Raw genomic sequence first — 24,358 nt, 5'->3', positions numbered from 1 at the left:
TCAATGGACAGATATTCATTATCGAATATCTGTCCATTTTTTTGTTTTTTATGGTAAAATTAAGATAGTATTTTATTGGGATTTTTTAGATTCTATGAAAATGAGGGGTTCGGAGCTTTTGCTTCATACAATTTTATATATGACTGAATTTAGAAGACAAAGACCAAAACAGAATAATTTTGGATATGTTCATATCAGGGACAATAGAAAATCCAGTGAGAACAGACAGTTAGTAGCTTCTGATACTATTAACGGTTTCAGGGTTCGTCCCGGATATTATGATATTAATGGCGCCACAATTATGCCTGATGGCGTTAATTTTACTGTATACTCAAACGGAGCTACTAAAGTAACGCTCCTTCTTTATCACAGAGGCGAAGAAAGACCCTTCGTTTCTCTTAATTTCCCGGACAATTACAGAATAGGAAAAGTTCATTCAATGCTTGTTTTCGGCCTTCAGGTTGAAAACATGGAATATGCGTACAGAATAGACGGTCCTTGGGATGAAGAAAAGGGACTTTTGTTTGATTATAACCACGTGCTACTTGATCCCTATGCAAAAGCTGTTGCGGGTCAAAGAGTGTGGGGGCAGACAATAAAATTTGAGGAAGCTTACAGAGCAAGAGTTGTACGAAATGACTTTGATTGGGGCGAAACAAGCTGGCTTAAGACTCCAATGAGTGATTCTATTATATATGAAATGCATGTAAGAGGATTCACCATGGACGAATCATCGGGCATTAAGTGCAGAGGTTCATTTGCCGGTATCATGGAAAAGGTTGATTACCTGAAAAGACTTGGGGTAACAGCCCTTGAACTTATGCCTATTTTTGAATTTGATGAAACAAGAGATAAGAGAGTTGTAAATGGAAGGACTTTGCTTGATTACTGGGGATATAATACCGTAAGTTTTTTTGCTCCCAACACAAGCTATGCTTCGACAGAGGAATATAACAAGGAAGGCTTTGAATTAAGGGAGATGATAAAGCTCCTTAAGGAAAACGGCATTGAAGTAATTCTTGATGTTGTTTTCAACCATACGGCAGAGGGCAATAAGAACGGTCCATTCATTTCCTTTAAAGGATTTGACAATAATATTTATTACATGCTTACTCCCGACGGTGATTATTATAATTTCAGTGGATGCGGAAATACCTTGAACTGTAATCACCCTATGGTACAGCAGATGATAGTTGAGTGCCTGCATTATTGGGTCGAGGAATACAAGGTTGATGGTTTTAGATTTGACCTTGCAAGTATTCTTGGAAGAGATCAAAACGGAGCACCTATGGAGGCGCCTCCGCTTTTGCAGCGCCTTGCATTCGATCCGATTCTCGGTGACGTAAAGCTTATAGCCGAGGCCTGGGATGCAGGAGGTATGTACCAGGTTGGTTCGTTCCCTTCCTGGGGCAGATGGGCTGAGTGGAATGGAAGATACAGGGACAGTATCAGATCATTCCTTAAAGGTGAATATTGGGCTGCTCCGGAGGCTGTTTGCAGAATAACAGGCTCTATGGATATGTATGGCAGAAATTATGCGGGATATGATTCTTCTGTAAACTTCATAACCTGTCATGATGGATTTACTTTATATGACATGTTTGCTTACAACGAAAAGCATAACGAAGCGAACGGCTGGAATAATTCTGACGGTGCCAATGATAACAGAAGCTGGAACTGCGGAGTTGAAGGTGAAACAGATGATCCTGCAATAAATGACCTTCGTTTTAAAATGATGAGAAATGCAATAACAGTACTTATGTGCAGCCGCGGCACCCCGATGATTCTTGCCGGTGATGAATTCGGCAATACTCAGTTTGGAAATAATAATGCATATTGCCAGGATAATGAAGTTTCATGGCTTAATTGGGATCTTTTTACTAAAAACAGACAGTATTTTGACTTTTACAGGGATATGATTCAGTTTAGAAGAAAACACCCTTGTATACGTAAAGATCTGAAGCCGGCAATGTCAGGACTTCCACATATTTCAGTATTTACGGATCATCCATATCACACGGATATAAATGATAATACAAAAGTAATAAGCATTATGTTTGCCGGATTTATCAGAAAAAAAGGCCATGACGACGTAGTTCTTATGTCTGTAAATGTATTTTGGGAAGATATACAGATTACACTTCCGGAACCGCCGGAAGGAGCTTATTGGACACTTGTTGTTGATACGGCAGCCGAGGATAAGAGATATTTTAACAATAGACCTAAGCCGCTGCCGGTACCGAATTGGCGGTTAAAGGCAAGAAGTGTTAGCGTTTTTATAGCTGCGTATGGAGAAGGCTATGGCAGATGAAAAAGTTGACGAAGTAAAAAGCGAAGCGGAGAATGCAGACGTTCCCCAAAAGGAACCGGAAAATCTTGTTGTGGATGGTTACGAATTTCTATCTGCTGAGGATGTAAAAAAGGCTGAACTTGATAAACAGAAGATAGAAATTATCGGGAAAAAGATTCATTCGACAAAGGTTTCAGATCTTGAAGCCGTTTATGAGAAAGCTATAACAAACAAGATTTTTTCAACACCTATTGGGTGGTATTACCTTGCAAAATTGCGCGACAAATTGATTGGTGCAGGAGTAAAGGAAGAAGATCTGATACCCATTCCGATCAATTTAAAAATAACCAAGGTTGATTTGAAGGATGAATATCATCCGCGTCAGTATATCACACCGCCACCGCCCAAAAAGAAAAAGAATGTAAAAGCTGTAGTTTTTGTAATGGGTGTTATGAACCTCATTTTGCTTGCTATGGTTATTGCAATGTTTTTTATCGCGTTATCAGCTGAAAGCGACAATATTATCAATTACAAGCAGAATGTTACCAACCGCTATGCCGAGTGGGAGGATTCTTTAAAAGAACGAGAAAAAGCAGTAAGAATAAAGGAACGCGATCTTAAAATTCAGGATGATACAGATTACGGAAAAGATATAGATATTGATGAATCCGAATAAAACGGAAACAAAATGGACACAATATGCGTATATCATTATTTCCGGAGGGCTAAAAAATGGATAAGCTGAAAATATTAGTAGTAGATGATGAAGCAAGAATGAGGAAGCTCGTAAGAGACTTTCTTGTTAAAAATAATTTTGATGTTGTAGAGGCTGAAGACGGACAGAAAGCGCTGGATATTTTTTATGAACAAAAAGATATAGCGCTTATTATTCTTGATGTCATGATGCCTAAGATGGATGGCTGGCAGGTATGCAGGGAAGTAAGGGAATATTCTAAGGTTCCGATAATTATGCTCACAGCAAAGACTGAGGAAAGAGATGAACTCCAGGGCTTTGAGCTCGGGGTTGATGAGTATATAGGAAAACCCTTCAGTCCCAAAATTCTTGTGGCAAGAGTGGAAGCTATACTGAGACGAACTTCACAAGGAAGTGCAGATGAGATTGTTGAGGCAGGCGGAATTGTGATAAATAAAGCAGCACATAGTGTTTCGATTGATGGAAAGGAAATTGAGCTTTCGTTTAAGGAATTTGAGCTTCTTACATTCTTTATTGAAAATAAGGGCATAGCATTATCAAGAGAGAAAATTCTTAATAATGTCTGGAACTATGATTATTTCGGGGATGCCAGAACTATAGATACCCATGTTAAAAAACTTCGCGGAAAAATGGGCGATAAGGGCGACCTTATTAAAACAATTTGGGGCATGGGCTACAAATTTGAAGTCTGATGATTTTGAGAATTCTAAGAGCAATAAGAAACGAGAAATAAGAATTGGCAAATGAAAATGAAAGGAAAGTCAGACTTTCCTTAAGGACAGAGCTTAATATATTATTCCTGCTGGTTATGACCGGTATGATAGTTTTTCTAATAATTATCAATCAGGTCTTTCTTGAGAGAGTATATCTTTCTCATCAGCTTGGAGTTGTAAAGAAAGCTTATAACAGCATAAATGAGGCATCATCGGATGGCAGTTTTGCAACAGAAGAATATGATATTGAGCTGCAATCCATATACGATACTTATGGTATTGAGCTGGTTGTTCTTGATGCGGATTCACAGATGCTAAAATCTTCCTCGAGCGATGCGGATTATATGGCTCGAATTTTATGGGATAACCTTATCGGTGACAGCATTATGGCATCAGATGTCGTAGGGCAAAAGAGAATCATCGAGAAGACTGAGTTCTATACAATTCAGATAGAGACGGATAAGAGACTTAATACGGAATATCTTGAAATCTGGGGCGTAATTGATACCGGATACATTGTTATGGTTCGAAGCGCGCTCGCCGGAATAAGGGAGAGTGTAGGAATATCCAACAGATTTATGCTTTATGTTGGTCTTATAGCAATTGTTATAGGTTCTATAAGTATTTTGTATTTGAGTAACAGAATCACAAAACCGATTCTTCAGCTTACAAGAATTTCAGACGAGATGAAAAACCTCAATTTTGAGGCGAAGTATCAATCAAAGAGTGGTAAGAAAAATACAAATGAAATCGATATTCTTGGTGATAACATAAATGAATTATCCGAGACTCTTGAAGCCACCATCAAAGAACTTAAGACGGCCAATAACGAATTAAAACAGGATATTGCTCACAAGGAAGAAATTGATGAGATGCGAAGAGAATTTTTATCTAACGTATCTCATGAACTTAAGACTCCGATTGCTCTTATACAGGGGTATGCGGAGGGACTTGATGAAGGAATTACAGATGATCCGGAAAGTATGGCTTTCTACTGCGAGGTAATAAGAGATGAAGCTTCCAAGATGGACGTACTTGTCAAAAAGCTTCTTACTCTTAATCAGCTTGAATTCGGTAATGATGTAGCGCAGATGGAGCGCTTTGATATCACCGAAACTATTAAGAATTACGTTAAATCTGCCGATATATTAACGAAGCAGAAAAATGCGACAGTACAAATGTCGGATTATCCACCGATATATGTATGGGCTGATGAGTTTAAGACAGAAGAAGTTTTGATGAATTATTACAGTAATGCTCTTAATCATATCAGCGGTGATTGCATAATCGAAATAAAGCTTACCCAAAAAGACGATAAGGTAAGGATTTCTGTATTCAATACCGGAGAACCGATTCCGGCTGATAGTATAGATCATATCTGGGAGAAATTTTATAAGGTTGATAAGGCCAGAACCCGCGAGTATGGCGGAAGCGGTGTGGGTCTTTCTATTGTAAAAGCTATTATGGAATCCATGCATCAGGAGTATGGTGTAAACAATTACAACAATGGTGTTGAATTCTGGTTTGAGCTTGAAACAAGGTAATACCTTATGGAGGCGTTTATGAAAAAACGTGGTTTAAAAGCTTTAATAGCCGGTTGCATAATGGGAATGTTTCTTACGGGGTGCGGTTCTGGATTTCCCGAAATGACTGATGAGGAACATGATCAGATTGTTCAGTATGCAGTTAGTGTTTTGATGAAAAACTCCAATAACGGAGTTGAAAAGCTTTCATCATTAAGCTCTCTTGAACTCGAAAAGCAAATGCAAAAAGAGGACAGAGAAGCTAAAAAGGCAGCGCGAGATGCTGAGAATGCCAAAAAAATAGCCAATATGCTCGAGACTCCGGAAGAGGAAGAAGGTAATGATGATTCCGGAGAGGCACTGACAGTAGATGAAAGTCAGACTGAGACTGAGCTTGTGCAGACTGATGAACCATTGCAAAATCCCGAGGGAGATGATGAGGGTGAACCATTAAATAATGATACTGCTCCCGAAACTGATGTCGGTAACACGGAAAATAAAGATGATATTGACTCTCTCCTTGAAAAGTTCGGAGATGATCTTGATGAGGGAATAGAAAACGCCGGACTTGAAACAGAAACAAAGCCGGAGGAAGATACTCAGGATATCGCGGAACCTTTGCCTGAAGATAGTAGTAATACCGAAATTACAACTGAGCAAAGTAGCGAAAATGATGCTCCTTCCACAGAAGCCGATAAGACTGTTGATGGTATGAGACAGGAACTGTCAAAGGGAATTTTCCTTACCTATTCAGGCTATAGTGTAGCGGGTACTTATCCTGATAATGATGATATTTTTGTTATAAATGCTACACAGGGTAAGAAACTTCTTATTCTCAATTTTAGACTTGCAAATACGAGCGGTATGGATGTTTCCGTGGATATGGAAAAAGCAAATCCCCATTTCCAGGTCATTTTGAATGGTACAAATGTCGGATATACCAATGTTACTATGCTTGATAATGATCTTAGTTCCTACAAGGGAACAATTCCTTCCGGCGCTAAGCTCAGTATGGTACTTATAAAGCAGATGGATGCTTCAAAGCTTAAAAATGTTGAATCTATCGGACTCATTGGTGATATGGGGACGGAGACAATTCAGTTTAATCTTGAATAATTTTATAATATAAAAGAAAAAGAGCCCCAAAATATCATGAATTTTGCAGTGTTTTATACTAATAATTCGTCGAGAAGCTAAAAGACGCATAAAATAGCGGGGTTGAGCCACCTTTTTGGTTGATGTTTTTACGATTTTCTAGTATAATTTATACTAGAAAGTGAGGTGTCAGATGGCTCGTACAGGAAGACCACCAAAACCCGAAAGCGGTTATCAGGTTTCAACTCATAACGCAAATGGTTACTGCTATGCCAGCACTCAACCATCATATATTGATCCAGTGACTGGCAAGAAAAAGAATCGATACGTCCATTGGGGACGCCTCGAAGATAACCGCTTCATCCCAGGCAAGGCATATATCCTTGCCAGCCCCGAGGAAAGACAAAAGCTCATATTTCCAGCAGACTGGGATATTTCAGCTATTGAGCAGCTTTCTGGCTTGAGAAAACCTGGTCGCCCTGCGTACACCGGGGATGATTTTAATCGCTTCTATGGTGATATCTGGCTGCTTGACCAGCTGAGTGATAAGCTTGGCATTCGCAAGGATCTGATGACCGTGTTTAACAGCAATGAGGAAATGGTAAATGATATCCTGACTCTTGCCTATTTCCCGATCATTACTGAATACTCATACAGAAGACTGCCAAGATGGCAACGTGTTGTGAAAAGTCCTTCCGACCATGACTTGACACCATCTTATGTAACAAGGCTTACTCAGAGCATTACTGAACATCATAGGATGCAGCTTCTTGAACTGCGCGCTTCACGGCTGAAGGACGAGGAGGTCCTTGCAGTTGATTCTACATCACGTTCTGCCTGGGGCGATAAACTTGCAGATATCCATTGGGGAAAGAACAAGGATCATCTCCCATTGCCCCAGACTAAAGAAGTGGTTGCATACACACTCTCAAGTCATATGCCTGTATATTACAGAACATTTCCGGGTAACATGCCTGATTCGAGAAGTCTTCCTATCATCTTTTCAGATATGGAGCATGCCAAGTTCAAGGGCGTCATATATGTGACTGATCGTGGTTATGAATCGCTGCGCAACCTTGAACTGTATATCCTGAAAGGCTTTCCGTTCATTGCCTGCTCAGAAGTAGGAAATGGGTTCGTCCTTGAAAAGATCACCTCCTACGGGGAGTTCAACACCCGCCCGGATGACATGGAAGTAGATCCTGAGCTGCAGATATACTATAAGCAGTATGATTATAGCTACGATGTAAAAAGCAAGGGCAAGAGTGTTAAAAAGGCAGTGCTTAAAATCAATTTGTACCTTGACCCTGTTCGCAGGAGTTCAGAACTGGTATACCTGGACTCTGAGATCAAACTGCAAAAAGAAGAAATCCTGGAACGAATAACCAATTCAGTTCCTTGCGAAGATGACGCTTTTCTAAAGCGACATTTTCGTTATTTCAAGATAAAGTATGATCCGTCGACAAGACTGATCACTTCTTACATCCCTAATGATAAGAAGGTGGCAAAAGCCCGCCGTATATCAGGCTTTTTTGCCATAACCACTATGGGTGTGGATATGGATGCTGTTGAAACCTACAAGCAGTATCGCCTTAGGGATGAGCAAGAAAAGTACTTCCAACAGATGAAGAGCCAGCTTCATTTTGATAAACAGCAAAACAGTTCAGAAGAAGGCAAAACAGGAAGATTATTCATACTGTTCATATCCCTTATGCTGACATCATACATTCGCTATATATGGCGGACTACTGAGCTCAAGCAGCTCTTTGAGTCTTCGCTTGACATACTTGACGAGATGCGTCCTATCCGATGCGTTGAGCATACGAACAAAGCCAAAGTGATCACCCCATTTGTTGGAGCACAGGTTAATATATGCAAGGCATTTGATGTAGCGATACCTGATGGCTGCAGCCCGTACTACACATCTAAGCGGAAGCCTGTAAAGCGACGTGGCCGCCCCCGCAAGCCATTATCGGAACGGGATGTGTGATACAGGACTTTTTAGTATAAAAGATGCAAAATTCATGAAAATATTAGATTCTGATATTTGGGGGTTCTTTTTATACAAAACAGAGCTTAAAATTTTATGAATATTGAATAAATTTTTCTTCATTACCCCATATTTCGTGATATACTTATTTAGTTATAATAATTTATAATTTTCATTACGATGAGGTGAAAATATGAAACAGTTAAATGATTATGTTAGAACTATACCTGATTTTCCGGAACCGGGAATTATGTTTCGCGATATTACCACAGTAATTCAGGATCCTGACGGACTTCAGCTTGCAATAAATGAGATGCAGGATCTTGTAAAGGATCTTGATTTTGATGTAGTTGTAGGTGCTGAGTCCAGAGGATTTATTTTTGGAACAGCTATTGCATATAATCTTAAAAAAGGATTTGTCATGATTCGCAAAAAGGGTAAGCTTCCTTGCGAGACAATTTCTGAGGATTATGAGCTTGAGTATGGCACAGCAACACTTGAGATACATAAGGATGCTATCAAACCCGGACAGAAGGTTATTATTGTTGATGACCTTATTGCAACAGGCGGTACTGTTAAGGCTATGATCAAAATGATCGAAAGACTTGGCGGTGAAGTTGCCGGCGTTCTTGTATTGTTGGAACTCAAGGGGCTTAATGGAAGAGAAGCTCTTGGAGATTACAAGCTCTATTCTGCACTTGCATATGAAGGTAAATAATTTTTTAATGGGATGTAAATATGGGACAGACAGAATTTGATGATGGCAAAATTGAAGCGATAGACGAATTTCAGTCTCCCGAAGCCCTCTATAAAGGGCTTATTTCCCGTGTCCGCAGATATCATCCATCCGATGATATAACTTTGATTGAGAAGGCTTATCAGGCAGCGTTTGAGGCTCATAAGGAGCAGCGACGCAAGTCGGGTGAGCCTTATATTATTCATCCTCTATGCGTATCAATTATCCTTGCCGATCTCGAAATGGATAAGGAGACAATTGCGGCAGGTCTTCTTCATGATGTCGTAGAGGATACCATTTATACCAAGGAACAGGTTGAGGAGCAGTTTGGCGCCGATGTTGCGCTTCTTGTTGACGGCGTTACTAAGTTGCAGGGATTGGAACTTTCCGGTGACTATGCGACAAAGACTCCGGATCAGATGGAGCTTCAGGCTCAAAATCTCAGAAAAATGTTCCTAGCTATGGCAAAGGATATCCGTGTAATCCTTATTAAGCTTGCAGACAGACTTCATAACATGCGTACTTTAAAGCATATGCCGGAAGTTAAGCAGCAAAGGATTGCCCAGGAGACGCTGGATATTTACAGCCCTATTGCCGGAAGACTCGGCATAAGTAAGATTAAGATTGAACTGGATGATCTTTCATTAAAATATCTTGAACCTGACATCTACTACGATCTCGTAAAACGTGTTGCTCAAAGGAAAATTGAGAGAGAAAAATATGTAGATGAAATCTGTGCTGAGGTTAGACAGCACATTGCCGACGCAGGAATTCCAGGAGAAGTAAACGGAAGAGTTAAGCACTTTTTCAGTATATATAAAAAGATGCATAATCAGGGCAAATCGTTGGAACAGCTCTACGATCTTTTCGCTGTAAGGATTATAGTTGGTTCCGTTAAGGATTGTTATGCGGCACTTGGTGTTATCCACGAGATGTATAAACCAATTCCGGGAAGATTCAAGGATTATATCGCCATGCCTAAGCCCAATATGTATCAGTCATTGCATACGACACTTATTGGCGCTACCGGTCAGCCCTTCGAGATTCAGATCAGAACATATGAAATGCATCGTGCCGCTGAATACGGTATCGCTGCACATTGGAAATATAAAGAGGCTTCTGACGGAAAACATGTTGAGGGCCAGGAAGAAGAGAAGCTCACCTGGCTTCGCCAGATTCTTGAGTGGCAACAGGACATGTCAGATAATCAGGAGTTCATGAACCTCTTAAAGAGTGATCTAAACCTGTTTTCAGAGGATGTATATTGCTTCACGCCGAATGGTGAAGTAAAGAATCTTCCTGCAGGTTCAACTCCAATTGATTTTGCCTACAGCATTCACAGCGCTGTCGGTAATAAGATGATCGGAGCCAAAGTAAATGGTAAACTGGTTCCTATTGATTACAGAATTCAAAATGGTGACAGAATCGAGATCCTTACCAGCCAGAATTCCAAAGGACCAAGCAGAGACTGGCTCAGTATTGTCGGCAGTACTTCGACAAAAAATAAAATAAATCAGTGGTTCAGACACGAGTTTAAAGAAGAGAATATCAATAAGGGTAAGGAACTTCTTGTTGAATATTGTAAATCCAAAGGTATTGATATTTACAATGTTATGAAGCCTGAGTACCAGAATCTTATAGTGAGAAAGTACGGTTTCCACAGCTGGGATGCTGTAATGGCTGCTATCGGACATGGTGGTCTTAAGGAAGGTCAGGTTGTTAATAAGATCCTCGAGCTGTATGAGAAGGATCACAAACAGAACATGAACGACGAAGAAGTTCTTGCGGCTGTTGCTGAGTCCAGTGTCACACCAAGAGTCAGCAGCTCAGGAAGTGCCATTATTGTTAAGGGAATCCACGATGTTGCTGTCAGGTTTTCCAAGTGCTGTAATCCTGTTCCGGGAGATCCGATTGTAGGATTTGTTACCAGAGGACGAGGAGTATCAATCCACAGAAAGGATTGTATCAATGTCCGTGCTATGCAGAATGAGGACAGAACAAGACTCATTGAAGCTAAGTGGGAAAGCCATGCTCTCGGCGAAAAGTATGTAGCTACTATCAACATATTTGCCAATAACAGATCAGGACTTCTTGCTGATGTATCCCGAGCTCTCACTGAGAAGAATGTAGATATTCTCTCAATGAATACCAGGACAAGTAAGCAGGGACTTGCTACGATGGAGACTTCATTCCAGGTATCAAGCAGAGAAGAGCTGGGTGAGATTGTTGATAAGATCAGAAATATTGACAGCGTTATAGATATCGAGAGAACTACAGGTTAAGCAAATTTCTTAAGTCTCCCCCTAATGGGGGGTACGAGTTCAGAAAGGTAAAAAGATGTCAAATAAAGAAATAGGAACTGCGGCAGTTGGATCAATGTGCCTTGGAATGGTACAGACTAACTGCTATTTTGTTTATAAGGAAGATGGTAAAGATCATAGTGAAAATACTCCGGTTACAGATGAAAATGATCTTACGCCGGTAGTTTTTTTTGATCCGGCTGATCTCGGAAAACTGATATACGAAAAGTTAAAAAATCATGGATTTAAGGTAGATGCTATCTACCTTACTCATGCACATTTTGACCATATCGGCGGTGTTGATGAACTAAGAAAGCTTTCTGGAGCTAAAGTTTTTATCTATGAAAAAGAAAAGAGACTTTGCGAGGATCCTGATTATAATCTTTCCAGTCAATTCGGAGAAAATTTAACTGTTAAACCTGACAAGTATCTATGCGACGGGGATGAGTGTGAGGCTGCCGGTTTACGATTTAAACTTATTGGTACGCCCGGACATACAGAAGGCAGTTGCTGCTATTATTTTGAAGAAGACCATATTCTGATTAGCGGTGATACGCTATTTGAAGGCTCTGTTGGAAGAACGGATTTCCCCGGAGGATCTATGTCTACACTTGTCCATTCATGTCATGAAAAGTTATGGGGGCTTCCGGATGATACAGAAGTGTTCCCCGGACATGGACCTTCAACAACAATAGGTTATGAAAAAATGAATAATATGTATTTATAAGGTTTTAGGTTAGTTATGATTCAGGTTTTGATAAACAAAGATAAATTTAAATACGATATACATTCACTGGTTAAGGCTTTCTATCCAAAAGAGGATTTGAGTGTTCTTACTTTTGATGAGCTGAGTTCTAAGGGTGATAATGAAAATATTCTTTTCAAAATTGAGATTATTCTGGAAGAGGAAGCCGGAAAAATCTCAATGAAGATTATTCATAGTGATGGAGTTTGTAAGGAAGCAGAAACAGTATGCGATATTGCTTCGAATGGTGTAAGCGGCAACGAAGAAAGCGCTGGGGTTAGCAGTGAAAGCTCCACAAACGGAAGCACGGCTTCTCTATCAACACCCAAGAATGCATTAAAGCAGATGATGTATAGGGAACTTTCCCATGAAATAGGTCATGAACTGCCCTGGGGATCACTTACCGGAATAAGACCTACAAGAATTCCGATGCAGATGCTGGAATCCGGACAGAATGAAGCTGAGATTAGAAAATACATGAAGGAGACATTCTTTGTATCTGATGAAAAGACTGATCTGGCCTATAATATTGCACTCAGAGAAAAGAAAATCCTTGATGATATCAACTATAAAAATGGATATAGCATATATTTGGGGATTCCCTTTTGTCCTACAACTTGTCTGTATTGCTCATTTACATCTTTCCCTATAGTTACGTGGAAAAAGAAGGTAAGTGATTATATAAGCTGTCTTGAAAAAGAGATTGATTATGTGGCAGAGACCTTTCAAGGAAAGGTTGTTAATTCCGTCTATATCGGAGGCGGTACACCTACAACTCTTGAACCTGATGAGATGACAAGACTAATCACTTATCTCAGAGAAAAGATAGACCTATCCGAGTGCAGAGAGTTTACCGTTGAATCCGGCAGACCTGATTCCATTACCAGAGAGAAGCTTCGTGCAATGAAAGAGTGTGGAGTTGACAGAATATCCGTTAATCCACAAACGATGAGCGATGAGACTCTTAAACGTATCGGAAGACAGCATACCGTTGAGCAGTTCATAAATGCATATAACATGGCCAGAGAAGAAGGCTTCGACAATATAAATATGGATATCATACTTGGTCTTCCGGGTGAAACTGAAGCTGACGTTGAACATACAATGCAGGAAATCATAAAGCTTAATCCGGATGATCTTACCGTACACAGTCTATCCGTAAAAAGAGGATCAAGACTTGCGGAGCATATAAGAAACAATGGTTTCTTTGTTGCAGGCGATACAGGAAGAATGATGGAGATAGCAAAAGAAGGTGCTGCAAAGATGGGGCTTACACCTTACTATCTCTATAGGCAGAAAAATATATCCGGTAATCTTGAAAATACCGGATATGCTCGTGAAGGCAAGGCCGGGATTTACAATATTCTTATGATGGAGGAAGTCCAGTCAATAGTAGCATTGGGGGCTGGAACCGTAACCAAGAGAGTTTACGGTGATGGTAGAATTGAGCGTTGTGACAACGTCAAGGACGTCACACTCTACATGAATAATACTGATGACATGATTGAGAGAAAAAAGAGTTTGTTTACATAGTAATGCCTTCCCCCTATGGGGAAAGGTGGCACGAAGTGCCGGATGAGGGGGTATAAGAAAAGGAGCGTTTCATTAAAGTGCAACAGAACAGATACGAGATGATGACAACAACACCGGTTCCAAAGCTTATTCTGAAAATGGCTGTTCCGACCATTATAAGTATGTTGGTAACCGGTATATATAACACTGCTGATACCTTTTTTGTTGGTAAAATATCAACACAGGCGACTGCTGCCGTGGGAATAGTTTTCACGGTTATGGCCCTTGTTCAGGCTACAGGCTTTTTCTGCGGACATGGTTCAGGAAATTTTCTATCCAGAATGCTTGGCGCAGGGAAGACCAAGGAAGCAAACGAGATGGCATCTACCGGATTTGCAATTGCTATAATTCTCGGAATTATAATTGCCATTGTTGGTAATATTTTTGTTGATGATATAGCAATGATGATTGGTTCTACGCCGACAACCCTTGAGGACACCAGAAAGTATATGAGAATCATTCTTATCGGTGCTCCTTTTATGACAGGACAGTTTGTTATAAACAATCAGCTCAGGTTTCAGGGTAGTGCTGTGTATGCCATGGTAGGACTGATGTGCGGCGCCGCTATGAATATGGTACTGGATCCCCTTCTTATTTTTGTATTTAACATGGGAGTGACTGGTGCGGCGGTTGCAACAATTATGGGACAGATTACCAGCTTTATAGTTCTACTTGTCGGAAGCAGCAAGGGCGAAAATATAAGACTAAGCTTTAAAAATATTCATATTAACAGCTATTATATTAAAGAGATAACCAATGGTGGTGCGCCATCGCTTTTCAGACAGGCTCTGGCGGCAATTGCGTCTATGTTGATGAACAAGGCGGCAGGAACCTTCGGCGGGGATGCAGCTATTGCAGGAATGTCAGTGAATACAAGAGTTATGATGATGATGTCCTCAGCGCTTATTGGATTTGGACAGGGTTACCAGCCTGTATGCTCATTTAATTATGGAGCAGGGCTAAAAAAGCGTGTTAAGGAAGGGTATTTTTTCTGCGTGAAGTATTCCACAATCTTTTTATGTATAGTCGGAGCTGTCTGCTTTTATTTTGCTCCGCAGATTATAGCTGTTTTCAGGGATGATCCCGAAGTTATAGCAGTAGGATCCGTGGCCCTTAAATGGACTTCGGCAACAATCCCTCTTAGCGGATGTATAGTAATGACAAACATGATGCTTCAGTTCATAGGACGAGGTGTAAAGGCTTCAATTATGGCCTCCTGCAGAAATGGAATATTCTTTATTCCCATGATTTTATTACTACCACAACTGTTTGGCCTTTTCGGAGTAGAAATCACACAGGCAGTTGCTGATATTTTTTCGATTTTAGTGTCGATTCCCATGGCCTATTCAGAGATAAGACATTTTAAAGCGTAAACTATTTGTAAGGATTTTTTCGATTTGAAAAGAAAAGATTTAGTTCGAAGAATTTTGATCATTACCTTCATAGTATTGTTTTTGCTCGCAGTTTATTTCTTTGTGGGCAGACCAATGATTGATTTTGTCGGTAATCCGGATGAACTAAAGCAATATATAGAGTCTAAAGGAATAAAAGGACTTCTGGTATTTTGCTTTCTTGTGATGATACAGACAATGTCAACTTGTATTCCCGGGACACCGTTCTATATGGGAGCAGGTTATGTCCTTGGTGGTTTTAAAGGAGCACTATTATGTGATGCCGCAGCAACTGCAGGAAATACAATTGCTTTTTTAATCGGAAGAAAATTTGGCAGAAAGTTACTGGAGAATCTGTTTTCAGAAAAGAAGATAGAGTCTGTGGAGAAGTATATAAAAAGGGGGAACCCTAAGCTTATACATATAATGTTTATGCTTCTTCCGCTTCCTAAAGACACCTATGCCTGGTTTGGGTATTACTCCGAGGAAAGTGTATTTCTATGGATCCCTCTTACTTTTATAGCGAGATTTACTCATATTTTTATATATTCCTTTGGCGGTAATAAGATTCAGGAGAAGCAATATGGTGTTCTTATTCTTGGAGTAACCATTGCAGTGATTGTTTATGCCGTAATTTTTCTAAAGATGCATAAGGCACGAAAAGGTGACTAATAATCTAAAATTTGTATAAATAATTCACTAATTTAAGAATATATTCTTCTTTGTTATGTTATTATGTTTATGTGAATTCTTTCAGTAGAATTGCTTTACTTAGAATAAATTTCAAGGAGGAGGAATTATGCAAGGCTATACCAAGATTGAGTATTCGAGAAATAATGATGTAATTCTTCGTAACACAAAGGGGCATTTCATTACCCCTAATGCACATGTTAATTACTTCATTGACCTGTGTGATACCAAGGCAAGAATGAAAGAAGCAAGAGCTGCCGGTGAGTCGCTCGCTGAGTTCTATATTGCTTCAGAAGTAATTGATACAATTCTATGTCTTAATGGTATGGAAGTAGTTGGTTCATACCTTGCTGATTCACTTACAAGGGCCGGAGTTATTTCCAAGAATGCACATAAGACGATGTATATCACAGGTCCCGAGTATAACGTAAACGGGCAGATCATGTTCAGAGATAACAATAAGCACATGATTACTGATAAAAAGGTTCTCATTTTGTCGGATTCCGTAACCACCGGTGGTATGCTTAAGAGTGCCCTTGATTCCGTAAGGTTTTACCAGGGTGAGGTTGTAGGAATTGCAGCTTTCTTCTCAGTGGCTACTCAGATAGAGAATTATCCGATAAGGTCACTTTTCTCTTCAAGAGAGCTTCCTGATTATGCTTGCTATCCTCCGGATGGATGCCCGCTTTGCAAGGAAGGCCATCCTGTTGATGCTATATGTAACGGCTTTGGTTATTCTACTTTATAAGAATAGATTGATAATATACGTAATCCCCGGATTAGTGTCCGGGGATTTTTTTAGGGTTCATTAGCTTATTACGGATACTAAATTACGTCAAATATGTTAGAATATAAGACATGTCAAAAATGATGAATAACATTTTTTGATCACGTGCTAATTGGTAGAGGACATATATGCTTAGGAATACAGATATATATAATGACAGTCATCAAAGAGATATAACCAATAATTATCATGAGATTGAGGATATTGCAGAGAGGAGAGATTACCTTCTGTCTGTAATTGCAGGGACAGATGAAATCCATGAAGCAGCAATAAAGTATAACTGTTTAAATCCACCGGCATCAGCAGACGAGGCTGCTATGCGAATTCAGGTGCTTGATCACAGATATGAAAATAAAGGTGGCCAGTGGATTGACAGATATATGCATGCATTTATGATGCTTCTGACTATGAACAGAGCATCGGGAATAAGCCTTTTTAACAAGAAAAGAAAAGCTCAATGCGCCGGTTACCTGTCAGAGTTTGGATTAGTTGATAATGCAGCGGCAAAAGAGGAAGATTATCTTTCATTGCAGCTTGAGGAATGGGTTGACTTTGCGGCAAGTTACATTAAAGTCTGCATAAATGATAAAACCTATGGCTCTGCTTTTGGTGGTATGATCCACATGCAGGATAAGGATGCGGCTATGAAGGTTATATCTGATATAGATACAGCATTATATGAAATTCCTTTGGATTATGAACTGATTGAAGAAGCGAAGCCACTTTATAAGATTTTCAAGGAAACCTACTGCAGACTATTGGAAAGCGGTACATCCTTGTGGCAGGAATATATGAATGGAAAGGATCACTGATTTATAATGATACACCGTCTGGTTGATATTTTTAAAACCGGCAAATTAGTTCACAAGCTAACTCAAAGAATGCTTATGAGTCCGGGGATGCACAAAAACTGGCAGGTATGTTTGTTTCTTCGACATACCTGTTTTTGTATTCATGTTTTTCTGGAAAATATTTAAAAGTAGTGTTGACATATAAATTCGTTGGGGGTATATTTGAATCAACATATGAACAAATGCTCATATGTAATAAAATAAATTTGTGAATACATTATGAAATATACAAAAAGGAGACCGGAACTGATGACAAAACTATCTTGTAATCTGGATGAATTGCCGGATGAGGAAGAAATGTACGATCTCGCTGAACTGTTCAAAGTTTTTGGCGATTCAACCAGAATCAGAATATTGTTTGCCTTATTTGTGTCTGAATTCTGTGTGAATGATCTTGCTGAAAATCTTGGAATGACTCAATCGGCTGTATCACACCAGCTGAAGATTCTTAAGATGAACAGCCTTGTAAAGAGCAGACGTGAAGGCAAGCAGATGTACTATTACCTGGCAGATGATCACGTTAGAACAATTATTTCAATGGGACGTGAACATATAGAAGAAAAATAAAAAGAAAAGAGGAAAAAAATCATGAAAAAAACCTACAAATGTGAAGTTGACTGTGCTAACTGTGCTGCAAAGATGGAAGAAGCAATTAATAAGATTGATGGTGTAAAGAGTGCCAGAGTTAATTTCATGACCCAGAAGCTTACACTTGAAGCCGATGATGACAAATATGCAGAGATTCTTGATGCAGCAGTTAAGGCATGTAAAAAGGTTGAGCCTGATTGTGAAATCGAAATCTGAAAATACTACATAATATGAAAGCGTGATCATTATGACTAAGAAGATGAAGAAAACCAGAAATAGAATAATAGGAGTACTTATTGCTTTTATAGTACTCCTTATAGCAGAGCATATGGGAGCCTTTGAAGCATTTCCATGGTATGTCAGCTTTGTGATATTCCTTATTCCATATCTTGTAATCGGATATGATGTCCTCCGAAAGGCATTTATAAATATTTCCCACGGACAGGTTTTCGATGAGAATTTTCTTATGATGATCGCCACCTTTGGAGCATTCGCCATCAGTGAATATACAGAAGCTCTTGCGGTTATGCTGTTCTATCAGATTGGTGAGCTTTTCCAGAGCTATGCAGTCGGAAAATCAAGAGCATCTATTACAGAGCTCATGAGTATTGCTCCTGAGTATGCAAATGTAATTCAGGATGATGGAGAGGCTGTAGAAACTGATCCAGAGGAAGTTGGGATCGGAACAATGCTTCTGATAAAGCCCGGTGAGAAGATTCCGATAGATGGTGTTGTTACTGAGGGAGAATCTTTTGTAGATACTTCTGCAATAACAGGTGAGTCAGTTCCAAGAAGAGTTTCAGAGGGCGAAGAAGTAATAAGCGGATGTGTTAATAAGGACAGTGTTCTGAAAATACGCACAACTAAGAATTATGAGGATTCAACAGTTTCTAAGATTTTGGAGCTTGTTGAAAATGCAAGTAACAAAAAATCAAGGATGGAAAACTTCATCACTCGTTTTGCGAAATATTACACACCTGTTGTTACAATCGGAGCGGTTCTTCTTGCAGTAATACCGCCACTTCTCGGAATCATGCCTTTTTCTGATTCAATAAAAAGAGCATGCATTTTCCTTATTGTATCCTGTCCTTGCGCGCTTGTGATTTCTGTGCCGCTTGGCTTCTTTGGAGGCATTGGTGCAAGCTCTAAGATGGGAATACTTGTAAAGGGCAGTAACTATCTTGAAGCAATTGCGGAGGCAAGTACTCTGGTTCTTGATAAGACGGGAACCATTACTAAAGGGGAATTCAAGGTTTCTGAGATAATTCCTGCTGCAAATCTTTCAAAAGAAGAGATTGTTTGCCTCGCTGCAGGTGCTGAGAAATTTTCAAACCATCCTATTGCCAGATCAGTAATTGAGTATCATGATGAAATTCATAAAAATAACAGCTCTCTTACTGATGATAAAACTGAACTTACTGATATTAAGGAAGTTCCCGGTCATGGCATTACTGCAAAGCTTGGTGCTGAAGATATTTATGTAGGAAATGCCAAACTTCTTAAGAGCAATAATATTGAATTTAAGGAATCAGACTTGCCGGGAACCATTATTTATGTGGCTAAAGGAAAACTTTTTGTTGGAACAATCATAATATCTGATACAATAAAAGAAGGCGCGGCAGAGTCTATATCCAAAGCAAAAAGAGCCGGTGTATCACAGGTAATTATGCTTACAGGTGACAATGAAGACACAGCAAAGGTTGTTGCCGATAAGGTTGGAATAGATAAGGTATTTGCACAGCTTTTGCCCGCAGATAAAGTGGAAAGAGTTGAGAGCCTTCTTGATGAAAACAAGAACGGAAAGGTAGCCTTTGTCGGGGATGGTATAAATGATGCTCCTGTTCTTATGAGAGCGGATGTCGGAATCGCCATGGGAAGCATGGGGTCAGATGCAGCTATCGAAGCGGCGGATATTGTCCTTATGGATGATGATATAGGTAAAATTTCCGCAGTTATACAGATAGCAAGAAAAACACTCAGAATCGTCAAGGAGAATATTGTCTTTGCTCTTTTCGTAAAAATATTGATACTGTTTCTTGGAGCTCTTGGATTCGCAACCATGTGGATGGCTGTATTCGGAGATGTCGGTGTAGCAGTTCTAGCGATTCTCAATTCCATGAGAGCCATGAAATGGACGAAAGAGGACATGAATGGCAAAGTCAGAGCTTGAAGTTATCCAGCTTTTAATGAAACTTATCGGGCATAAGACCGGTGAGATCAGCAAGGTTACTTATACTCCTCAGAAGATGGCTTTCCCTATGGATTCGGAGGGAGAGACTCATCTTCCAAGATCCACACCTGAGGAGCAGGGTGTAGACAGTGCTTTTATAGAGAAGCTTTTTAAGAGTCTCTATGAAAACAACAGCTGCCATATGCACAAAATTATGGCAGTTCGAAACGGACATATTATCGGAGAATGTGCTTTTAAGCCATTTGATATGGACTATTGGCATGTTACTCATTCTATGTGTAAAAGCGTAACGGGAATGGCAATAGGCCTTCTTATCTACGAAGGAAAAATTAAATTAGACGACAAAGTTGAAGATATATTCGGCAGAACGGGGCCTCTTCAGTATTTCTTTTCAAAAGGACTTACTGTAAGACATCTCCTCACCATGAGTAGCGGCGTTGAATTTAATGAGGCAGGTTCTGTATATTCAAATGACTGGAGAAAGCAATTTCTCGAATCTCAGACAAAATTCACTCCCGGTTCTGCTTTTGAGTATAATTCAATGAATTCATACATGCTCTCAGCAATTGTGACCGAGGTTACAGGCGAGAGCATGTTTGATTATCTAAAACCGAGACTTTTTGAGCCTCTTGGAATTAAAAGAGCATTCTGGGAAAGCTGTCCGCAGAATATCACAAAAGGCGGATGGGGATTATATCTTCGAATAGAGGATATGGCCAAACTTGGACAGCTATATTTGAATAATGGAAAATATGACGGTAAGGAGATTTTACCTGAAGAGTGGGTTAGAGACGCAACTTCTATGCAGATAGCAACAGGCGAGGTAACTTCTCCAGGCTACGGATTCCAGCTTTGGAACAGCAGTTCCAGACTTGGTGCCTATACTTTTAACGGAATGCTGGGACAGAACGTATATGTATTCCCGGACATCAACATGATGGTGGTAACAAATGCAGGAAATGAAGATCTGTTTCAGAAGGGTAATATGTCCGGTACAGTTCATAAACTCATGTCTGAAGCTGAAGTTTCTGATGAACCAATACCTGTTACAAAAGAAGTTCTGGCAAAGCAGAACAGCCTTAAAGAATTCATAAGAAGTGCAGAGGATCATCCCGAATGCAGGACAAGTATCGCGGGTGGCGGTTGGAACAAGAAGAAAAAGCGCAGCACTTATGGTATGAGCCCTAAATTCAGATATCTTCTTATGAAATGCCTTGATGGAGTTTCATACGATATGGACGATGAAGGTGTCGGATTTATGCCGCTTCTCGTTCAGGTTATGCATAACAATTACACTGACGGTATAAAGTCAGTTGGTTTTAAGCAGGATGGTCGAACAGGTGCATTTTTCCTGCTTATAAAAGAAGGCGATACAACGCATGAGATAAAATGCGGTTTTGATGGATACAGGGCAGTAACAGATATAGATGAGCATGGTGAAATCTATACTGTTTCTGTTGTGTCAGAATTCTCTATAGATGAATATGGCAGACCTGTTCTCAGGAATGAGTTTTATCTGATGGAGGATTCTACTGCGAGAGTTATGAATATATATCTTGGCAAGAGAGAACCGCTTCAGCATGATACATGTTTTGCATTCGGAAAAGTGAAACCACCTAAAAATATAGGCATAAGGTTTGATGAAATTCCTGGTAGTGGAATGCTTGTTGATATTCTTAACCAATTCGGTCATCTTGATGTTGGTAAAGGCATGAGCGGCTTTGTGATAAACAGACTTTCTGATTACGGAGCGATTGATGCGCTTATACTTGCCATAAGAGATACGGTAAGACCGAAACTGCACGGCAGAATACATGACAAACAGGAACCCCTGGGGTATGATAGTAATGGCGGAACTTTGACAGATACAGATGATTTCGCCGATGTAGATGATGCAATAATGGAGGATGATTAAATATGGCAAATGCAATTTACGAAAAAGTAAACAACTGCGTTGAGGCAATCAGAAAGGTAACTGATTTTAAGCCCAGGGTTGCAATTACGCTTGGTTCCGGACTTGGTAATTATGCAGAGCAGATAGATATAAAATGTGAGATTCCTTATTCCGATATTCCGGGATTCCCTGTTTCTACTGTTCCCGGACATGCAGGAAAATTCATTTTCGGATACGTGGGAGATGTTCCGGTTGTATGTATGAAGGGAAGAGTTCATTACTACGAAGGATATGATATTAACGATGTAGTTCTTCCCGCTAGGGTTATGAGACTTCTCGGTGCCGAGATTCTTTTCCTTACAAATGCTGCAGGTGGTATAAATTATACATTTGATTGCGGTGATCTTATGCTTATAGCTGATCACATTTCTGTTTTTGTGCCGAATCCGCTTATCGGACCTAACATTGAGGAATTTGGAACAAGATTTCCTGATATGTCATGTGTTTATGATAAGCAGCTTAGGGATATAATACAGCAGACTGCTCTGGAAAATGCCATTCCTCTTAAACAGGGAATTTATGCGCAGCTAACAGGTCCTTCTTTTGAAACACCTGCCGAGATCAGAATGCTTAGAGTTCTCGGAGCTGATGCTGTCGGTATGAGTACTGTTGTGGAAGCCCTTGTAGCTCACTATATGGGTATGCGTGTATGCGGTATTTCATGTATCAGCAACCTTGCAGCCGGAATGAGAGAGAAGCCTCTTTCTCATGAGGATGTACAGGAAGCAGCTGATAAAACCGGACCGTTGTTTGAGAAACTTGTAACTGAGTGTGTGAAGAAATTTTAAGGACCTCATCCGGCACTTCGTGCCACCTTCCCCTAAAAGGGGAAGACAGATGATATAGCCTTCCCCCTATGGGGGAAGGTGCCTGCAAAGCAGGCGGATGAGGGTTAATGGGGTGAATAAATGAGGATTAGATTTTTTAATGCCAAAATTCTCACTATGAGAGAGGGTCAGGAAATCTTTGAGGGTGAATTGTGGACAAGCGGTGACAGAATTATTTACTGTGATACAACTGATCAGATTGAAGAATATTACAAGGAAAATCCCGGTGCAATGCTGGTTTTTGACAGAGAGATAGATTGCAAGGGAAATCTTCTCATGCCCGGCTTTAAGAATGCACATACGCATTCTGCCATGACACTGTTAAGGTCTAGAGCGGATGATCTGCCACTTGCTGATTGGCTTAATAATGCTATTTTTCCTGTTGAGGCGAAGCTTACTGCAGAGGATATATATTATCTTACTAAGCTTGCAGTGCTTGAATATGTAAGCGGCGGTGTCACCGGTATATTTGATATGTACCTTACGCCCGAATCCATAGCTGATGCCTGCAGGGATACCGGTATGCGATGCGTTCAGGTGGGAGCAGTGAATAATTTCAGCCAATCACCTGAGATTGTTGAAGAAATGTATAACAAACTGAACGGACGTGATGAATATAATTCATATATTCTTGGATTCCATGCTGAGTATACATGTACCAAAGAATTACTTCAAAAAATTGCAGATCTTGCGCATAAGTATAAAGCACCTGTTTTCACTCATATCTCAGAAACTGCACATGAAGTTGCAGAATGCAGGGAGAGATACAACATGAGCCCTGTTGAATTCCTGGACAGCCTCGGAATGTTTGATTACGGCGGAGGCGGATATCACCTTGTTCATACAGATGAAAAGGATATGGATATTTTGAAAAAGCGCGGAATGTATGTGGTGACTAATCCCGGTTCAAACACCAAACTTGCGAGTGGAATTGCTCCTATAAACGACTATTTGAAAAAAGGGATTCCGGTAGCTATCGGAACAGACGGTCCCGCGAGCAATAATGCTCTTAGCATGTTCAGAGAGATGTTTCTTGTAACCGGTCTTGGAAAGCTTCGTGAAAATGACGCTGCATGCATCGATGCAATGGAAGTTCTTAAGATGGCTACCGTTAACGGGGCACATGCTATGGGCCTTAATGACGCAGATATCCTTGATGCCGGAAAACTTGCTGATATCATTATGCTTGATTTGAACAAACCTAATATGCAGCCTATAAATAATATTTGCAAGAATATAGTTTACAGCGGTTCTGATTCAAATGTTATTCTGACTATGATTGGCGGTATCATTCGCTATGAAAAAGATGAATTCAATATAGGAGTAAGCCCTGAAGAAATATATAAAAAGGCTTCTGAGATAAATGCAAGAATAGATAAAGAATTATAAGATGAGGACTC

At 40.0% G+C, this 24,358-nt stretch carries 20 protein-coding genes; all 20 read left to right on the top strand.

Features of this window, described 5'->3' with window-relative positions; genetic code table 11:
- The first annotated feature begins 139 nt into the window (after nucleotides 1-139).
- Complete coding sequence (gene glgX, locus BLR42_RS04105) at nucleotides 140-2,311, top strand: glycogen debranching protein GlgX (RefSeq protein WP_091866875.1); 2,172 nt, start codon at nucleotides 140-142, stop codon at nucleotides 2,309-2,311.
- On the top strand, nucleotides 2,301-2,966 hold the full coding sequence (locus tag BLR42_RS04100; protein WP_091866873.1) for a hypothetical protein: 666 nt from the start codon (nucleotides 2,301-2,303) through the stop codon (nucleotides 2,964-2,966). The genes glgX and BLR42_RS04100 overlap by 11 nt, the downstream gene beginning before the upstream one ends.
- A 56-nt stretch (nucleotides 2,967-3,022) precedes the next feature.
- Nucleotides 3,023-3,697, top strand: coding sequence for a response regulator transcription factor (locus BLR42_RS04095; RefSeq protein ID WP_022759873.1), 675 nt, complete (start codon nucleotides 3,023-3,025; stop codon nucleotides 3,695-3,697).
- 44 nt (nucleotides 3,698-3,741) lie between these two features.
- Entirely contained in the window at nucleotides 3,742-5,262 is a 1,521-nt protein-coding gene (locus BLR42_RS04090) for a sensor histidine kinase (RefSeq protein ID WP_330387272.1), read from the top strand.
- 18 nt (nucleotides 5,263-5,280) lie between these two features.
- Nucleotides 5,281-6,357 (top strand): ICP22 family protein, encoded by a 1,077-nt coding sequence (locus BLR42_RS04085; RefSeq protein ID WP_091866871.1) that lies wholly within the window; start codon nucleotides 5,281-5,283, stop codon nucleotides 6,355-6,357.
- A 172-nt stretch (nucleotides 6,358-6,529) separates the two neighbouring features.
- Complete coding sequence (locus tag BLR42_RS04080) at nucleotides 6,530-8,326, top strand: IS1634 family transposase (RefSeq protein ID WP_091866869.1); 1,797 nt, start codon at nucleotides 6,530-6,532, stop codon at nucleotides 8,324-8,326.
- Nucleotides 8,327-8,519: 193 nt separating this feature from the next.
- Nucleotides 8,520-9,044, top strand: coding sequence for an adenine phosphoribosyltransferase (locus tag BLR42_RS04075; RefSeq protein ID WP_091866867.1), 525 nt, complete (start codon nucleotides 8,520-8,522; stop codon nucleotides 9,042-9,044).
- 20 nt (nucleotides 9,045-9,064) lie between these two features.
- The gene (locus BLR42_RS04070; protein ID WP_091866865.1) at nucleotides 9,065-11,344 is read left to right on the top strand and encodes a RelA/SpoT family protein; all 2,280 of its coding nucleotides are present in this window, start codon (nucleotides 9,065-9,067) and stop codon (nucleotides 11,342-11,344) included.
- A 55-nt stretch (nucleotides 11,345-11,399) separates the two neighbouring features.
- A complete protein-coding gene (locus BLR42_RS04065; protein WP_091866863.1) occupies nucleotides 11,400-12,089 on the top strand; it encodes an MBL fold metallo-hydrolase in 690 nt (229 codons plus the stop codon).
- A gap of 15 nt (nucleotides 12,090-12,104) precedes the next feature.
- The gene (gene hemZ / locus BLR42_RS04060) at nucleotides 12,105-13,640 is read left to right on the top strand and encodes a coproporphyrinogen dehydrogenase HemZ (RefSeq protein ID WP_091866861.1); all 1,536 of its coding nucleotides are present in this window, start codon (nucleotides 12,105-12,107) and stop codon (nucleotides 13,638-13,640) included.
- 77 nt (nucleotides 13,641-13,717) lie between these two features.
- Nucleotides 13,718-15,052, top strand: coding sequence for an MATE family efflux transporter (locus BLR42_RS04055; protein ID WP_242879173.1), 1,335 nt, complete (start codon nucleotides 13,718-13,720; stop codon nucleotides 15,050-15,052).
- Between the two features lie 24 nt (nucleotides 15,053-15,076).
- Complete coding sequence (locus BLR42_RS04050; protein WP_139165102.1) at nucleotides 15,077-15,742, top strand: TVP38/TMEM64 family protein; 666 nt, start codon at nucleotides 15,077-15,079, stop codon at nucleotides 15,740-15,742.
- A gap of 127 nt (nucleotides 15,743-15,869) precedes the next feature.
- Nucleotides 15,870-16,508 carry a type I phosphoribosyltransferase gene (locus tag BLR42_RS04045; protein WP_091866857.1) on the top strand — a complete coding sequence of 213 codons (639 nt, stop codon included), beginning with the start codon at nucleotides 15,870-15,872 and terminating at the stop codon, nucleotides 16,506-16,508.
- Nucleotides 16,509-16,675: 167 nt separating this feature from the next.
- Nucleotides 16,676-17,359: a DUF6553 family protein gene (locus BLR42_RS04040; RefSeq protein WP_091866855.1), complete on the top strand. Its 684-nt coding sequence runs from the start codon at nucleotides 16,676-16,678 to the stop codon at nucleotides 17,357-17,359.
- A 288-nt stretch (nucleotides 17,360-17,647) separates the two neighbouring features.
- The gene (locus BLR42_RS04035; RefSeq protein ID WP_022759884.1) at nucleotides 17,648-17,965 is read left to right on the top strand and encodes an ArsR/SmtB family transcription factor; all 318 of its coding nucleotides are present in this window, start codon (nucleotides 17,648-17,650) and stop codon (nucleotides 17,963-17,965) included.
- A 21-nt stretch (nucleotides 17,966-17,986) separates the two neighbouring features.
- Complete coding sequence (locus BLR42_RS04030; protein WP_026497553.1) at nucleotides 17,987-18,202, top strand: cation transporter; 216 nt, start codon at nucleotides 17,987-17,989, stop codon at nucleotides 18,200-18,202.
- A 31-nt stretch (nucleotides 18,203-18,233) separates the two neighbouring features.
- A complete protein-coding gene (locus tag BLR42_RS04025) occupies nucleotides 18,234-20,156 on the top strand; it encodes a heavy metal translocating P-type ATPase (RefSeq protein ID WP_091866851.1) in 1,923 nt (640 codons plus the stop codon).
- Nucleotides 20,137-22,092: a serine hydrolase domain-containing protein gene (locus tag BLR42_RS04020; protein ID WP_091866849.1), complete on the top strand. Its 1,956-nt coding sequence runs from the start codon at nucleotides 20,137-20,139 to the stop codon at nucleotides 22,090-22,092. The genes BLR42_RS04025 and BLR42_RS04020 overlap by 20 nt, the downstream gene beginning before the upstream one ends.
- Before the next feature lie 2 nt (nucleotides 22,093-22,094).
- Nucleotides 22,095-22,919, top strand: a complete 825-nt coding sequence (locus BLR42_RS04015) for a purine-nucleoside phosphorylase (RefSeq protein ID WP_091866847.1) — start codon at nucleotides 22,095-22,097, stop codon at nucleotides 22,917-22,919.
- A 120-nt stretch (nucleotides 22,920-23,039) separates the two neighbouring features.
- Nucleotides 23,040-24,347, top strand: coding sequence for an amidohydrolase family protein (locus BLR42_RS04010; RefSeq protein WP_091866845.1), 1,308 nt, complete (start codon nucleotides 23,040-23,042; stop codon nucleotides 24,345-24,347).
- The last annotated feature ends 11 nt before the right edge of the window (nucleotides 24,348-24,358 follow it).

It is taken from the genome of Butyrivibrio sp. INlla16 (assembly GCF_900104155.1).
In the GTDB taxonomy this organism is placed as follows: Bacteria; Bacillota; Clostridia; order Lachnospirales; family Lachnospiraceae; genus Butyrivibrio.
Note: the sequence above shows the minus strand (reverse complement) of the source record. Positions and strands in the feature narration are given on the sequence as shown.

Excerpts from the sequence above, each read along its gene's own strand:
- glgX (WP_091866875.1), top strand. The coding sequence starts at position 140 with ATGACTGAATTTAGAAGACAAAGACCAAAACAGAATAATTTTGGATAT.
- BLR42_RS04100 (WP_091866873.1), top strand. The coding sequence starts at position 2,301 with ATGGCAGATGAAAAAGTTGACGAAGTAAAAAGCGAAGCGGAGAATGCA.
- BLR42_RS04095 (WP_022759873.1), top strand. The coding sequence starts at position 3,023 with ATGGATAAGCTGAAAATATTAGTAGTAGATGATGAAGCAAGAATGAGG.
- BLR42_RS04085 (WP_091866871.1), top strand. The coding sequence starts at position 5,281 with ATGAAAAAACGTGGTTTAAAAGCTTTAATAGCCGGTTGCATAATGGGA.
- BLR42_RS04080 (WP_091866869.1), top strand. The coding sequence starts at position 6,530 with ATGGCTCGTACAGGAAGACCACCAAAACCCGAAAGCGGTTATCAGGTT.
- BLR42_RS04075 (WP_091866867.1), top strand. The coding sequence starts at position 8,520 with ATGAAACAGTTAAATGATTATGTTAGAACTATACCTGATTTTCCGGAA.
- BLR42_RS04070 (WP_091866865.1), top strand. The coding sequence starts at position 9,065 with ATGGGACAGACAGAATTTGATGATGGCAAAATTGAAGCGATAGACGAA.
- BLR42_RS04065 (WP_091866863.1), top strand. The coding sequence starts at position 11,400 with ATGTCAAATAAAGAAATAGGAACTGCGGCAGTTGGATCAATGTGCCTT.
- hemZ (WP_091866861.1), top strand. The coding sequence starts at position 12,105 with ATGATTCAGGTTTTGATAAACAAAGATAAATTTAAATACGATATACAT.
- BLR42_RS04045 (WP_091866857.1), top strand. The coding sequence starts at position 15,870 with ATGCAAGGCTATACCAAGATTGAGTATTCGAGAAATAATGATGTAATT.
- BLR42_RS04040 (WP_091866855.1), top strand. The coding sequence starts at position 16,676 with ATGCTTAGGAATACAGATATATATAATGACAGTCATCAAAGAGATATA.
- BLR42_RS04035 (WP_022759884.1), top strand. The coding sequence starts at position 17,648 with ATGACAAAACTATCTTGTAATCTGGATGAATTGCCGGATGAGGAAGAA.
- BLR42_RS04030 (WP_026497553.1), top strand. The coding sequence starts at position 17,987 with ATGAAAAAAACCTACAAATGTGAAGTTGACTGTGCTAACTGTGCTGCA.
- BLR42_RS04025 (WP_091866851.1), top strand. The coding sequence starts at position 18,234 with ATGACTAAGAAGATGAAGAAAACCAGAAATAGAATAATAGGAGTACTT.
- BLR42_RS04020 (WP_091866849.1), top strand. The coding sequence starts at position 20,137 with ATGGCAAAGTCAGAGCTTGAAGTTATCCAGCTTTTAATGAAACTTATC.
- BLR42_RS04015 (WP_091866847.1), top strand. The coding sequence starts at position 22,095 with ATGGCAAATGCAATTTACGAAAAAGTAAACAACTGCGTTGAGGCAATC.
- BLR42_RS04010 (WP_091866845.1), top strand. The coding sequence starts at position 23,040 with ATGAGGATTAGATTTTTTAATGCCAAAATTCTCACTATGAGAGAGGGT.